A 14,317-nucleotide genomic window follows, 5' to 3' on the forward strand; every position below is an offset into this window, starting at 1 on the left:
ATCCCTTTTTTAATTTTGGATTAAACGTTAGCGTGTTTGCTGTAGAAAGCTGAGCAATACGTTGAGCGCTTGATTACGTGGCTTATCACGTTCCATAAAGATCTCATGGCGGGCATAAGGGATTTTAGTCAGCTTACATAAGCCGTTAATCGCTCGTTTTTGCGCGCGATTATCGACGATTGTGTCTTCTTCCGCTTGCAGGATCAGTAAAGGGATTTGACTATTTCGTGCGGCATCTTCCGCTCGTGCGGCTGCGTCGATTGATTCGACCAACCAATGATTAGTCGGTGAGCCTAACTGCAGTTGTGGGGTTTTCTGATACAGTTCACGATAATCGTCATAACGCAGTTTACTATTTGTCAGGTCGTTCTTATCAAATGGCTCGGCATGGTATCCCTTGCCGCCCAAGATATAGTTGGGTTGCTGATGGTTATCGAGCAATGAGGCTAACCCGCGGATAAAACCTCTAGGCAGAGGCAGTTTTATGCCGTACATAGGGGCCGAAAATACTGCCGCTTTAAAGGTTGCTGGATGCTGCTGTAGATACAGAGTGCCAATGGCTCCCCCCATAGAGTGGCCAACAAGATAATAGTTTTCGCTTGGTATTGGTTTCACAATATGAGTGACAAATTCTGCGAAATCGTCGATATATCGCTGGAACTTGTCGATATATCCCAGATGCGGATTAGCGGTCGTGCGTGCCGACAGGCCCTGACCTCGATGATCGATTGCAAATAAACTATAGCCTTGCTGGTAAAGATCAAACATCAATTCTTTATACTTTAGGTAAGACTCCACCCGACCATTGCTAAGGACAATGGTGCCAATGCTATTCGGGTGAGTTATTTTGGCGTAAGCCAAAGTGATGTCGTCACGAGTCTTAAATGTGGCTTGGGTGACCTGTTGCCAAAAGACTTTTTGCTCAGGACTATTTAAATGGTGCTCAGATGAAAAATTGGCAATTTGCGTATTCGTCATATAAGCCTCTGTAGCTATCGACATGGCATAAGTTCTATTAGGTGATCTTGCATGCAGTGTAACAAACTTGTTCGATAGATTGGCAGAGACGAATTAAGATTAATCAATAAATAAGGCCGCAAGCGCGGCCTTATTCTATTGTGGGTAAGTTTAGATTTGTGCTTTCTGTTGCTCGATAAAATCGTTTATCTGCTGCTCCAGTATCGACATAGGTACAGACCCATTTGCTAATATGGCGTCATGGAAGGCGCGAATATCGAAGTGCTCACCGAGCTCAGCTTCAGCCTGAGCGCGCAGACGTTTAATTGTCAGTTCGCCAATCTTGTATGACAGGGCTTGTCCTGGCCAGTTAATGTAGCGGTCAATCTCTGTGGTGACGTTATGCATCGACAATGCTGTATTGCTGGCCATAAAGTCTATTGCTTGCTGGCGAGTCCAGCCCTTAGCGTGCATGCCGGTATCGACGACTAGACGCGCAGCGCGCCACATTTCGTAGGTTAAGCGGCCAAAGTTGCTATAAGGGTCTTGGTAGAAACCAGCTTCTAGGCCGAGATATTCAGAATACAGCCCCCAACCTTCACCAAAAGCCGAGATATAACTGTAGCGGCGAAAATCTGGCAGGTTGGTTAGCTCTTGGTTTAGAGCTATCTGCAGGTGATGCCCAGGCACTGCTTCGTGTAGGGTTAGCGCTTCCATTTCGTATAGTGGACGTTTATCTAGGGCATAGGTATTGACCCAGTAATAACCCGGCTCATCATCGCGGCTTGAACCTGAATAGCGTCCAGTGGTGTATTTAGGGGCGATTTGTGCAGGAACAGGTTCAATACCGTAAGGCTGACGCGGTAGTTTGCCAAAATACTTTGGCAGCATGGCATCGGCTTTCTTGGCGATAAAGGCCGCTTCTTTTAGCAGTTCTTCTGCTGTTTTAGGGTAAAACTGTGGATCGGTTCTTAAAAAGTGCAGGAACTCGGCAAAACTGCCCTCAAAGCCAACTTGTTCGATGATTTGCTGCATCTCACCGCGAATGCGCTTCACTTCTTGTAAGCCTAGTTGATGTACTTCATCTGATGTCATCGCTAAAGTGGTGTAATAGCGTACGCGGTTTTCATAGAGGGCTTCACCCTCGGGAAGATCATAGGTGGCGATGCTTATCCGGGTGTTAGGAATATATTCGATGGTGATGAAATCGAAGAAGGCCTGGTATTGGGGCAACACTGTGCTTTGGATTAAGGTGCGACCTTGCTGCGTTAATTGGGCTTTTTCTGCCTCGGTAAAGTGCGATGGATACTGAGTAAATGGTTTGAAGTAACCACTGTCTTCAACTGGCACGATAAAGGCTGTAATGCTGGTTTCAAAGCCTTTTAGCGTCGCTTTAGCTGGCGTGATACCGCTTGCGAGTCCCTGCTTTAACCAATAGATTTGCTGCTCAAAATAGTTAGGCAGTGCTTGCAGTTGCTTAATATAGTTTTGATAGTCTTCGACTTTAGCAAAGCGTCCCTTAGCTATCGAGGCGATATAGGCATGAAATCCTCCTTCGGCCGATATGGGCATGTAATGATCTTTGTAGCGATATTGGTCAACATCGTTTTGCAGTTGGTCTTGCAGGATCTGCGCGTTAATTGCATCTTCTTTACTTAAGCTATTTTTGTCTATCTTTACTAATTGCTGCAACAACACTTGCTTGCGCTGATCGAGTGCTTCAAGTGTGGCGGGGGACAAGTCTTGTAGCTTTCCGGCTGCACTCTTGTTACCCAGTGAATAGGCGAAGCTTGGGCTTGAGTCTAAGGAGATTTGCCAAGCGGCATCGATAAGTGATTGTAGCTGGGTATTACTGGCAACTTGTTGGGTGCTGACACCTTGTTGTGGGGCGGTTGTTGTCGTAGTTTGGCAGGCACTTAGGCCTAATACCAACACAGAGGGAAGTAGGTACTTATACATAAACTGTCCATTATTGTTTTAATTTTCAGCTTGATTATGCCGTCACAGCTTACAAAGATCACCAATGAAAATTAAACTAAATGTGACTAGAAGTGTTTGCAGGTTTGGGGGAAAGGAGTCACTAAGAGCATTTTTGGACTTATAGATACAAAAAAACCGGCTAATGCCGGTTTTTTTTGTATCTAACGCAAGATTAGATAACGCGAGAGAACTGCTGTTGTCTTGCTTTCTCACGGTAGTAAACATCGAAACAGATGCAGATATTACGGATCAATAGGCGGCCTGTTGGGCTGATAGTGATCTTGCGGTCTGTGATGTCGACTAATTTATCATCGATAAAGGTTTGCAGCAGCTTTAAATCTTCTGCGAAGTACTCTTCGAAGTTGATGTTCAGCTTCTCTTCAATTAACGCCATATCGAGGTCGAAGTGACAGATTAGCTGCTTGATAACTACACGACGAATTTCATCGTCACGGTTTAAGCTACAGCCTTTCCAGAGCGCATGACCATTAGCATCGATTGATTCGAAGTATGGGCGAATGTCTTTTTGGTTCTGTGCATAACAATCGCCAATTTGGCTGATTGATGACACACCAAGACCTAACAGATCACACTCTTCTTGAGTCGTGTAACCTTGGAAGTTACGGTGCAGACGTCCTTCGTTCTGTAAGATTGAAAGCTCATCATCTGGCTTAGCAAAGTGGTCCATACCAATGTATTGGTAACCCGCCCCCGTTAAGGTCTCGATAGTTTGATGCAACATATCAAGCTTTTGCTGTGGCGACGCTAAGTCTTCATCTTTAATCTTACGCTGCGCCGCAAAACGTGATGGCAGGTGAGCGTAGTTAAATACAGATAGGCGATCTGGATTCAAATCTAGAACGCGTTGCATGGTTTCAGCAAATGTTTCAGGCGTCTGGTGTGGCAAACCATAGATCAGGTCGATGTTAGTTGAAACAAAGCCTAGCTCTTTGGCGCGCGCCATCAGGTCGAAGATAAACTGCTCGTCTTGCTCGCGGTTTACTGCGATCTGTACCTTCTTATTGAAATCCTGAACACCGATAGAAATACGGTTGAAACCGGCTTCTTTAAGGGTGTCTAGCATTGAAAGTTCGATTTCACGTGGATCGACTTCAATTGAGTATTCGCCCACATCGGCAACATTAAAGTTGGCTTTGATGAGTGCTGATAGCTTAAGGATTTGCTCAGGCGTTAGGAATGTCGGTGTACCGCCACCCCAATGAATTTGGGTCACTAAATAATCTTTAAACAGAGGTGCACGTTTAACGATTTCTGCCGCTAGGTATTCAATATACTGATCGGCTTTATGCTGGTGACGAGTGATGACTTTATTGCAGCCACAGTAGTAACAAAGCTTGGCGCAGAAAGGAATGTGAATATACAGTGAAAGTTTGTCACTCTTGCTGTTCTTAATCGAAGTCAGCAATTTTTCCTCGGTAAACGAATCATCGAATTCCAAGGCCGTCGGATAAGAAGTATAACGTGGACCGCTATAATTGTACTTTTCGATCATTGACTGATCCCAACTAATTGGGGTGGGCTGCTTCAAGGCGTGTCCTCCGGCGTATAGTTTAGCAACATGTGAAGTATGCATGGTTATTTGTTGAATAACCTTGATCCATGTTGTAAAAATTTAATGTGGGTAGCAAAGTATGACTGAATATCGCTGAAAATAAGGTATCTGTCTGTGCTCTTTAGAAGATTTTGTGCACAGACTCACCCTATATAAGCAAAATAGGCCATATCTGCGACTTAGATTCGGCCTTTAATGACTGCAAGCTCTATGTCGTCTTCAGCTCTAGTGGAGTGATTCTGACTTAAATTCACTCAGTAGTTTGGCTTCTTCGAGGATTTTTGCCTCTAATTCACCTTCTGAACGCATGCGAGCGTAATCTAGCTTCATGCGCTGCTGTTTATCTAAGCTTTTACGCTGTTCTTTGATTGGATGCGCTTTGATGACGTCGAAATGGGCAAACGTAGCTGGGTATTGGCTCTCAACAAGCTCAGCCATACCGATGAGTTGAAAAAGCTTTGCGATACGCATTACGCCTTCAGATAACTCACAGCGCTCTTGTAGCATAGCGGTTGCGATATATCGGATATTGTCGAGCAGTTCGTCTGATTTGGCTTTAGCGGCTTGTGCTTGCTCTTGTTCGCGTTTTAATTGGCGCTGTTTTTGTTTGCGAACTTGAATAAGCAGGTAGGTCGCATAAGCAGTCAGCGCGATGATGATAAGTACGCCGAGCACAATAAAGGCAGTTGTCATACTAAACCCTAGTTGGTAGGAGTGAGATACAGGTGGTGATTATGGATAAAAAAATGGCATCAATAAAGATGCCATAGATTTTATATATACGAATTTAGTCTTTGTCGAAGTAGTCTTTTAACAGATCTGCACCAGACTCGAACTTATCAAATAGGTCGTCATCACTAACGGCCTTTTTGTTTTTCGGCGCATGGTCTTCTTCGTCATTAATGCCGAGTCTGTCCATTAGGGCTTCAATTTGGTTTAACTGCTTGTTTAACCAAGTTTGATCGTCTTGACTGAGATTTTTACCTTCTTCAAGCATATCGAGTAGGCTATTGAGTCTTGGATCTTCCTCAAGCTTCAATAATTTCTGCTCATCAGTCAGTTTCGGCCCTTTTGGCTTCTTCTCAACTTTCACTTCAGCAGCGATATTCAGTTGAACTGGCTTTTTGCTGCCGTGACGTGGGTCTGCATTCTTAGCTTTACCACCGTTAGCTTGGCTTTCAATCATCGAAGCGTTATGACGACTTCCCGCTTTATTGCCAGCAACTTGTTTTTTGCCTGCAAGAACTCGATCTTTCTTCTTGGTTCTTGGGGCTAATTTAGGAGCATTTTCGTTGCTCTTACGCGTTTTCTTACTACGGGACATGATTGCTTATCTCGATAACTTTAAAGACTCTATTGCTGCAAAGCGGCTTAGCTCATGCAACAACGGAAGTTTGGTCGCGTGTTATATCAGATCCTGATGGTTTTTGCACCAGAATGAGATCATTTGCTGCAAATAATAGCTTAAAACCGACCTTGTTTGCTAGGAACTCAAAGGTTGCTTGTTGATAAAAGCTGACGTGAGTCAGATTATTCTTATGGTGCCACTTATCAAATGCACTCAATTGACTGAGTAATGGTGTGCAAATTGCCATCCAGCCACCGGGTTTAAGTAAGTGGCTAAGCAGCTCCCATTCTTTATAGGGAAAGCGGAAATGCTCAAACACTCGATAGCAGCAGATGAAGTCATATTCTTGCTTAAGGGAACGGTTCCACGGTGCAAGACAGGGGTCATACTGGTTGAGTTGATGACCTTTTTTACTGATTTTCAGTAAGGTTTTGCTATCTAGAGTGCGGCCAAAGTTAAGGCCTAATAAAGGTGTGTGCCCATCTTCACACTGCTCGATAAGCTCCAGGATAAAACGCGCGAGTGATTTTTGTTTATTACTGGCTAGTCGGTACTTTTGCTGCTCAGCGCTAGGGGGGAGGTGTGAGTTAGCGTCGGCAAATACCAGCTGGCATTGGTGGCAATGATACAGGCAGCGCTTTTTGTCGGCGAAAAACCGTACGGTATTATCACTATGACAAAGAGGGCATCTGCGCATATATTAGCTAAACCAATGACTTAATTAATTTGAGTATAAATGAAGATAGTAGAGCGAGAAATAAAAAAAGGCGACAGATTAATCTGTCGCCTCTATAAAAGTGCCAATCGGCACCAATTCTGATTTCAAGTATCCATACTTGCTATGTGACTATCCCGGTCAATATCCATCTTATTTTTTGTCTGCTTTCCATGCATGTCTTTTAGTTGGTGGTCTTCCCGACACTTTATTTTTAGACCTGTCGCCTTCCTGACAACAGTTTCCGTAGATGGTCTTTAAAGACACATCCTAATTTTTATTCGTCCATCCAATGACGCCTAAGTAACCATCCCTGTATATTTTTTTAAGTATCTTCCAGTGATAACAAGCTTCCCGCAAGTGCATCCTAAGCAATAGCTTCCTATGCTGTATCTGTATCCTACAAATACGTTCCTGTTGGTGCTGTTTCTCTGAATGTAAGGTTTAATACTAAATAGCGATATTGGCCTTCCTAACCAATCCTTACTAAAATTCTTACGACCTGGACTTCAAATTGAAATCTCGACTCTTATTATTTTTAGAGAGTGGTCTCAATAATATTATTATTATTTAGTTAATTTATTCTTATATCTTAAATGTACAAATACCGAAATCTGATAGTTATTATTAAATAATTTATTGTACTAACAGTTGGGTTCATCTCGGTACGGGGGCTATTTAAACCTAAATCTGTGATCTCTGTCAAGAGGGTTTTGCGCGTAGTTTACGTAAACGTAAACATAATGATATAAAAAAGGACGGGTTTGCCGTCCTCTTAAGATGTAGCTAATATTTACTTAAGGCTTGATATATATTTAGATAATGCGTCAATGTCATCGCTATTTAGCTTTTTCGCGATGTCTTGCATCATGCCATTTAAGTCGTTGTTACGATTTGTATCGTGGAACTTATTTAGCTGGATCTTGATATAATTGGCATGTTGGGCATCGATTGCAGGGAAGCCTGCAAGTTCAGCACCTTTACCACCTGGTCCGTGACACGCAATACACGCTGTGATGCCACGTGCTGCATCGCCATTCTTATAGAGTTGCGCACCGAGCTCTGGGACATCTTTAACTTCGATATCTTTCTTAGCTTGGCTAGCATAAAATGCAGAGATATCCGCAATGTCTTGATCGCTAAGCGCGACAGACATGCCACCCATGATAGGGTCCATACGACCTTCTTTTCCGCCAGTCTGTGCTGCACTGCGGAAATCATGTAATTGTTTTTCTAGGTATGTACTGTGTTGACCAGCAAGGTTTGGGTACATGTCTATCATGCTGTTGCCGTCAACACCGTGGCAAGCAGAACAAACGATGGCTTTAGTTTTTCCGGCTTCGGCATTTCCTTCTGCCATTGCAGGTGAAGAGATTGTGGCTAAAACAGACAGCGCAAGAGCTAACTTTTTCATGGCGTTCCAACTTCTTATTAAAATATTTGTCTTGAGCTTACTAGGAAGACCCGCAAGCGTGATAAAATGTATTTTATGTGATCGGGGTAATATTTTACACGAAATTGTGAAAATGTAAGCAACTCTTCGATATTTAACCAAGTTAGTTGAAAAAAGTTTTGGAGTTAATTGTGAGTGAATCTCGTATCGATTTCCGTAAAGCAGAGTTTTTAATTAGTGCGCCAGATATTGCGCACTTGAATGAATACCTCCCTGGCGACGTTGGGGTAGAAATTGCGTTTGCGGGTCGTTCTAACGCGGGTAAGTCGAGTGCACTGAATTTACTGTCGGAGCAAAAAATTGCTCGAACCAGTAAAACACCTGGACGTACGCAGTTAATTAACGTTTTTAAGTTGGATAAGCACCGCCGTCTGGTCGACTTACCAGGTTATGGTTTTGCTCAAGTACCTTTAGCACTTAAACTTAAGTGGCAGCAGGCGTTGGGTGAATACTTGCTTAAGCGTGATTGTTTGAGCGGCGTTGTCGTACTGATGGATATTCGTCATCCGCTAAAAGATCTTGATATGCAGATGATTGAGTGGGCCGTTGAAAGCCATATCCCTGTTTTAGCGCTATTAACTAAAGCTGATAAGCTTGGTCAAAGCGCCAGAATGAAGATGGTTAACGAAGTTCGTAAGAAACTGAGCAACTTCGAAGATGCTGTAAAGGTTGAGCCTTTTTCTTCATTAAAAGGAATTGGTAAGAGCAAGGTGCTCGGTATTCTTGATGGTTGGTGTAAGCCTGAATGGTTGATGCAACAAATTCAAGCCGATGCGATAGCTGCTCAATCAGAAGCTGGCAAAGAGTAACTTTTACGTCAGGCCAAACTGATACATAACGCTCCTTTTAAGGGGCGTTTTTTTTGGTATTTTTTTAGGAAAAATAGTGAAAATGAGGCAAAAAAAAACCGACGGAAAAACCATCGGCGTAAAATAGCTCTTTTGGGGAGAAGCTAAATTCAACAAGACTCAAGTTCAATCAAACAGTGTTGATATCGCTCAATGAACACAGCATAACTCGAATTTTATTCAATTTAAAGTAATTACTCTAAAATTTATTTCAGACGAAAAAAAGCCCCAGCAAATTAGATTTGCTGAGGCGCCATAATTTGGCCATTTACTACAGAGTAGTAAACGTAAAAAAAAGGTCTGAAAGATAGAACATCTTAACCTCTGTACCCTACGCAGAGAATATTACTCCATTAACCGCTATATGAAAAACTGTTTTTGTAAAAAACACACAATAATGTGATGGATATCTCAACTTGTGCTCAATAAAAGCACAGTTATTGATCGAAATATTTCATATAAACATCTAATTTTAAAGTTGATACTTGCTGTTCTAGCTTAAAAATATCACAGCGGTTCTGGCGCGGCTCTGAGAGTGTATAGTGCTGCAAAAAATAGGGTGGGAAGAAGAGATAAAAAAGCTGACAGTGTGGGACTGTCAGCTAATGTCATTGCGCTTAATTTGATTGGCAGCAAATTAGTGAGCTTGTTCCCAGTTGTCACCAAGTCCAGCTTCTGCGAGTAGTTCTACATCGAGTTTTGCCGCAGCGGCCATTAGCTCACACACCTTAGCTTGTAAGCTGTCTGCTTTTGCTTCATCGACTTCAAACACCAATTCATCGTGTACCTGCATGATCATGATGATTTCGCCGTTTGTTTCAGTTTCAATCCAGTTGGCAATATTGATCATTGCCTTTTTGATAATGTCAGCAGCTGTGCCTTGCATAGGTGCGTTGATCGCAGCACGTTCGGCCGCTTGTCTGCGCATAGCATTTCTATCTTTAATAGCAGGTAGGTAAAGACGACGACCAAATAGTGTCGATACATAACCGAGATCGGCTGCTATAGCGCGGGTTTCTTCCATATACTTGAGCACGCCTGGGTAGCGCTTAAAGTAAGTGTCGATATAGCTTTGTGCTTCAGCGCGAGGAATATCAAGCTGCTTGGCTAAGCCAAATGCCGACATACCATAAATTAAACCGAAGTTAACCGCTTTCGCGCGGCGACGCTGATCTGAGCTTACCTCGCTAAAATCGACATCGAAGACCTCTGCCGCAGTTGCTTTATGGATATCTTTTCCTTCGGCAAAGGCGGTGAGTAGCCCCTTGTCTTGTGATAGGTGAGCCATAATTCTAAGTTCGATTTGCGAGTAGTCGGCCGCGAGGATCTTTTTACCCTCAGGTGCGATAAATGCGTGGCGAATGCGGCGCCCCTCTTCGGTACGAATTGGGATGTTCTGCAAGTTAGGTTCACTTGATGACAAACGACCCGTGGCTGCATTCGCTTGATGATAGCTAGTATGTACTCGACCTGTTTGAGCATTAACCATCAATGGTAGTTTATCTGTGTAGGTGCTCTTTAGCTTTGCAAGGCTACGGTGCTCTAAGATGATCTTAGGTAGCGGGTAATCTAGCGCAAGCTCAACCAGCACTTCTTCTGCTGTTGACGGCGCACCCTTAGGGGTTTTCTTGATAATCGGGTAGCCGAGTTTTTCAAAAAACAATTCTTGTAGCTGCTTGGGAGAGCTGAGGTTAAATGCTTGGCCTGCGATCTCGTGAGCCTTGTGTTCGAGCTCATCAATTTTGCGCGCTAGCTCTTCACTTTGTTGACCTAGCAACATGCTATCGATCAATACACCCTGGCGCTCGATATTCGATAAAGTATTGATCAGTGGCAACTCAATATCAGTGAATACGCTGGCAAGTTTTGGCAGTTTTTCTAGTCTCGACCAAAGGTGCTGATGCAGGCGCAGGGTGATATCGGCATCTTCTGCGGCATATGGCGCGGCTGTTTCAAGTGGAATTTGGTTAAAGGTGATCTGTTTAACCCCTTTACCTGCAATTTCTTCGAAACTGATGTTCTTGTGGCCAAGGTACTTAAGCGCTAAATCATCCATATTGTGCTTTGAAGCGACAGAGTTAAACACGTAAGACTCAAGCATGGTGTCAAATTGTACACCGCGTAGGGTAATTCCTGCATTAGCCAAAATGCTGATGTCATACTTAAGGTTTTGGCCAACTTTTTTAAGATTTTCATCTTCAAGTAGTGGCTGCAGCTTTTCAAACACAACGGCTTTATCTAGTTGCTCTGGTGCATCAACGTAGTCATGAGCAATCGGCAAATAAGCGGCTTTACCTGCTTCAACCGCAAAAGAGATCCCGACTAGCTTGGCTTCCATGTAGTTAAGGCTTGTGGTTTCCGTATCAATGGCAACCAGCTCGGCAGACTTTAATTTTTCAATCCAGCTGTCGAGTTGTTCTAGGGTAAGAATGGTCTCGTACTCAACTGCGATATCAAGCTTTGCTGCTGGCGCATCATCTTCAGAGTCCGCAGCCGTGGCTTTGTCGCCTTTGTTATCGAGTACTTCTGCTAACCAGCGTTTAAACTCCATCTCACCGTAACACTTAATGAGCTCGTCTTTATTTGCTGGCTCAATTGATAGTTGATGCCAATCTTGCTCAAGCTCTACGTCTAATTTGATGGTCGCTAGTTCATAACTTAGTTTGAGCATATCTGCATGCTCAATGATTTTAGCGGGCATTGTTTTAGAACCACGGAATCCGAGTTCAGGCATTTTCTCTGGAGCCGCTAAAATCTGTTCAACACTCCCCGCTCCGGTTAGCATTGCCAGCGCAGTTTTCTCTCCCACACCAGGTAAACCTGGAATGTTATCGGCTTTATCACCTTGCAAGGCTAATAGGTCGATGATTAATTCCGGACCGACGCCAAACTTTTCGGTAACCTCTGTAGGCCCCATGATGGTGTTGGTCATGGTATTGATTAGTGTGACATTATCATCAACTAACTGCGCCATATCTTTATCACCAGTACTGATAAGAACCGCGCGACCCTCTTTACTTGCTTGAGTTGCGATAGTACCAATCACGTCATCGGCTTCAACCCCTGAAATACACACTAGAGGTAAACCGAGCGCCTTAATGATTCTGTGTAGTGGTTCAATCTGATTGCGCAGATCATCAGGCATTGGCGGGCGCTGAGCCTTGTATTCTGAATACATGTCGTTGCGGAATGTTTTGCCTTTTGCGTCAAACACCACAGCCATTTGTGATGGCTTATATTGGTTAATCAGGCTGCGAAGCATATTGATTACGCCGTAGACGGCACCGGTTGCTTCCCCTTTAGAATTCGTTAGGTGAGGTGGTGCATAGTAAGCGCGGTAAAGGTAAGAAGAACCATCCACAAGAATTAAAGGGTTATCGGCAATTTTAGGCATAGTTTAGTATTCGTTTATCGGTATTCGATGATGGCGCTAGCATGCCATATAAGGGCAATTTCGGCCACGTAAAAATGTTACACAGCCTGTGGATAACTCTGTGAATGGAACAGGGTAACACGATCTTGATAAAAAAGAGGAGTGAGAGCGGTAGCTCTTAAGTTGTTGAAAAATAGCCGATAAAATTAAATGTGTGAAGTGAGTTTTATTTTGGCTATTTGAACTAATTATGTGGACTTTTTATTTTTATGCGTATTTTGAACCCATTCCTTGGTTAAATATTATTCACTTGACAAAGTGTTGACCTAACTTAGCATGATAAATAATCTGATCAAGCGGTTTATTACAAATTTGTTAAAACAATATGATATATAAAGAGGCTTTTTAATGAAAAAAGTAGCAGTTCTTTTGAGTGGTAGCGGCGTTTATGATGGCACTGAGTTACATGAATCAGTTTTAGCGTTATTGGAGATCACTAAAGCCGGTGCAAGTTATCAATGTTTCGCGCCTAATATCCCTCAATACCATGTAGTGAATCATTTAACTGGCGAAGTGCAAGAGGGCGAAAGCCGCAATGTTTTAGTGGAGTCAGCAAGAATTGCTCGTGGTGAAATTAAAGCTGTAGACGAACTGAATATTAACGAATTTGACGCTTTGGTGATCCCCGGTGGTTTCGGTGCAGCCAAGAACTTATGTGATTTTGCGGTAACAGGGGCTGAACATTCGGTTGAGCCGAGTGTTGAACGCTTTATTTCACAATTTGCCAGCGCGCATAAGCCGGTGGGCTTTATCTGTATCTCGCCAATTATGATCCCGAAACTGTACGGCCAAGGAGTATGTGGCACGATTGGTTCAGATGAGGGCACTGCAGCAGCCTTTGAACAGCAAGGCGGACAGCATCATGCCGTTTCTGTTGATGATATTGTGGTTGATGAGCAACACAAAGTTGTGAGTACCCCAGCCTATATGTTGGCCAGTAATATTGTTGAGGCGCACTCTGGGATCAGTAAATTAGTTACAAAAGTACTTGAGATGGCTTAGGGCTTAATATGAATAAAGCTTGCTGCTGTATTCTTTGTTAAGTGGTGATGATTGTTAGCCCGCAAGGAGCGGGCTATATGTTAGCTGTCTGTATAAAGGTGATATTCACGCTGAGTGCGTGCTTTAACATCACGTCAAGCCTCTTAAGCTATAGTTACGGCTAAAACTTGCGGGATTTACTGTCAATAAACCCTTGAATAACGCCAACAAGCAGACCACCAAGATGTGCCCCGTTAGCGATAGACAAGCCAAACATGTCGGTGAAGCCGAGTACCAGCCATAAAAGCATAAAACCGATATAAGCTGGTGGAAGCCCAATACCTGATTCTGGCCGCTTAACTCCCATTATCCACGTGTAACCGACAACAGCATAGACTACCCCCGACAATCCGCCGAAGTTTGGCCCTGCCATATAGTATTGCAAGATGTTAGGCAGAGTACCGCCAACGATGAGCAGAATAAACAGCGGGGTAAAGCCGATTTTATTTTCTATCTTGCCACCCAGGTACCACCACCACAGCAAGTTAAAGATAATATGCATGGCGGAGAAGTGCATTAGGCTGGGAGTAAAGATCCGCCAAAACTCACTTAGCGTTGCTGAAGGTGTCGCACCGAAAAATGATAATTGTTCAAAAATAGGGTTGGCAAACCCAAGACTCATTGCAGCATAGATGACGACACAGGTAAAAAAGACGAGCAGAGTCAGCGGGCCGGCCCCTGTTATAAACTGGCTAACGAGTTGCAGACTCGGATTACCGTAATCAAGCTTGGTGTGAGTATCGCCATTTTCCCAAGATGCTGCGAGATACTTTTCGTCATAGGGGTTATGAATAAAGGCTTGGTATTCACGGTGGGCTCTGTCGAAGTGATTTTGGTCATGGATCATCAGTGCCACACCTTGCTCGGTTGGCATCAGTTCGCAGTCAATGTGAAGCCCTTTTAGGTAGTCAATGAGAGCCTGCGCTGCTCGGCTATTGGGGAGCCTGCCAATCTCGATCATTAATTTAC

General features: G+C 43.6%; 11 protein-coding genes. 2 read left to right on the forward strand and 9 right to left on the reverse strand.

Annotated features, from left to right (window positions below; all coding sequences use genetic code 11):
* Positions 1 to 27: 27 nt before the first annotated feature.
* The 7 genes from ACVBIO_RS09760 to ACVBIO_RS09790 all read right to left on the reverse strand — a co-directional run bounded on the left by ACVBIO_RS09760 (position 28) and on the right by ACVBIO_RS09790 (position 7,987).
* Positions 28 to 1,002 (reverse strand): alpha/beta fold hydrolase, encoded by a 975-nt coding sequence (locus ACVBIO_RS09760; RefSeq protein WP_447161025.1) that lies wholly within the window; start codon positions 1,000 to 1,002, stop codon positions 28 to 30.
* A gap of 126 nt (positions 1,003 to 1,128) precedes the next feature.
* Complete coding sequence (locus ACVBIO_RS09765; RefSeq protein ID WP_447169579.1) at positions 1,129 to 2,916, reverse strand: DUF885 domain-containing protein; 1,788 nt, start codon at positions 2,914 to 2,916, stop codon at positions 1,129 to 1,131.
* 193 nt (positions 2,917 to 3,109) lie between these two features.
* Positions 3,110 to 4,486, reverse strand: a complete 1,377-nt coding sequence (gene hemN, locus ACVBIO_RS09770) for an oxygen-independent coproporphyrinogen III oxidase (protein ID WP_447161027.1) — start codon at positions 4,484 to 4,486, stop codon at positions 3,110 to 3,112.
* Positions 4,487 to 4,735: 249 nt separating this feature from the next.
* A complete protein-coding gene (locus ACVBIO_RS09775) occupies positions 4,736 to 5,203 on the reverse strand; it encodes a DUF2489 domain-containing protein (RefSeq protein WP_447172487.1) in 468 nt (155 codons plus the stop codon).
* Between the two features lie 94 nt (positions 5,204 to 5,297).
* Complete coding sequence (yihI, locus tag ACVBIO_RS09780) at positions 5,298 to 5,834, reverse strand: Der GTPase-activating protein YihI (RefSeq protein ID WP_447161029.1); 537 nt, start codon at positions 5,832 to 5,834, stop codon at positions 5,298 to 5,300.
* Between the two features lie 52 nt (positions 5,835 to 5,886).
* On the reverse strand, positions 5,887 to 6,555 hold the full coding sequence (locus tag ACVBIO_RS09785; protein WP_447172488.1) for a methyltransferase domain-containing protein: 669 nt from the start codon (positions 6,553 to 6,555) through the stop codon (positions 5,887 to 5,889).
* A gap of 811 nt (positions 6,556 to 7,366) precedes the next feature.
* Positions 7,367 to 7,987, reverse strand: coding sequence for a c-type cytochrome (locus tag ACVBIO_RS09790; RefSeq protein ID WP_447161031.1), 621 nt, complete (start codon positions 7,985 to 7,987; stop codon positions 7,367 to 7,369).
* Between the two features lie 170 nt (positions 7,988 to 8,157).
* On the opposite strand from ACVBIO_RS09790, the gene yihA reads away from it, so the two are divergent.
* Positions 8,158 to 8,835 carry a ribosome biogenesis GTP-binding protein YihA/YsxC gene (gene yihA, locus ACVBIO_RS09795; protein WP_447161032.1) on the forward strand — a complete coding sequence of 226 codons (678 nt, stop codon included), beginning with the start codon at positions 8,158 to 8,160 and terminating at the stop codon, positions 8,833 to 8,835.
* A gap of 676 nt (positions 8,836 to 9,511) precedes the next feature.
* Here the strand turns inward: yihA and polA are convergent.
* Entirely contained in the window at positions 9,512 to 12,268 is a 2,757-nt protein-coding gene (gene polA / locus ACVBIO_RS09800) for a DNA polymerase I (protein WP_447172489.1), read from the reverse strand.
* 387 nt (positions 12,269 to 12,655) lie between these two features.
* On the opposite strand from polA, the gene elbB reads away from it, so the two are divergent.
* Positions 12,656 to 13,309, forward strand: coding sequence for an isoprenoid biosynthesis glyoxalase ElbB (gene elbB, locus ACVBIO_RS09805; protein ID WP_447164190.1), 654 nt, complete (start codon positions 12,656 to 12,658; stop codon positions 13,307 to 13,309).
* 160 nt (positions 13,310 to 13,469) lie between these two features.
* Here elbB and glpG read toward each other — a convergent pair whose 3' ends face one another.
* Complete coding sequence (gene glpG / locus ACVBIO_RS09810; protein WP_447161035.1) at positions 13,470 to 14,309, reverse strand: rhomboid family intramembrane serine protease GlpG; 840 nt, start codon at positions 14,307 to 14,309, stop codon at positions 13,470 to 13,472.
* Between the last annotated feature and the right edge of the window lie 8 nt (positions 14,310 to 14,317).

The sequence above is a fragment of the Shewanella sp. 0m-8 genome (assembly GCF_052977265.1).

Coding starts and splice junctions, on each gene's coding strand:
- ACVBIO_RS09760 (WP_447161025.1), bottom strand. CDS start 1,002: ATGTCGATAGCTACAGAGGCTTATATGACGAATACGCAAATTGCCAAT.
- ACVBIO_RS09765 (WP_447169579.1), bottom strand. CDS start 2,916: ATGTATAAGTACCTACTTCCCTCTGTGTTGGTATTAGGCCTAAGTGCC.
- ACVBIO_RS09775 (WP_447172487.1), bottom strand. CDS start 5,203: ATGACAACTGCCTTTATTGTGCTCGGCGTACTTATCATCATCGCGCTG.
- yihI (WP_447161029.1), bottom strand. CDS start 5,834: ATGTCCCGTAGTAAGAAAACGCGTAAGAGCAACGAAAATGCTCCTAAA.
- ACVBIO_RS09785 (WP_447172488.1), bottom strand. CDS start 6,555: ATGCGCAGATGCCCTCTTTGTCATAGTGATAATACCGTACGGTTTTTC.
- ACVBIO_RS09790 (WP_447161031.1), bottom strand. CDS start 7,987: ATGAAAAAGTTAGCTCTTGCGCTGTCTGTTTTAGCCACAATCTCTTCA.
- polA (WP_447172489.1), bottom strand. CDS start 12,268: ATGCCTAAAATTGCCGATAACCCTTTAATTCTTGTGGATGGTTCTTCT.
- elbB (WP_447164190.1), top strand. CDS start 12,656: ATGAAAAAAGTAGCAGTTCTTTTGAGTGGTAGCGGCGTTTATGATGGC.
- glpG (WP_447161035.1), bottom strand. CDS start 14,309: ATGATCGAGATTGGCAGGCTCCCCAATAGCCGAGCAGCGCAGGCTCTC.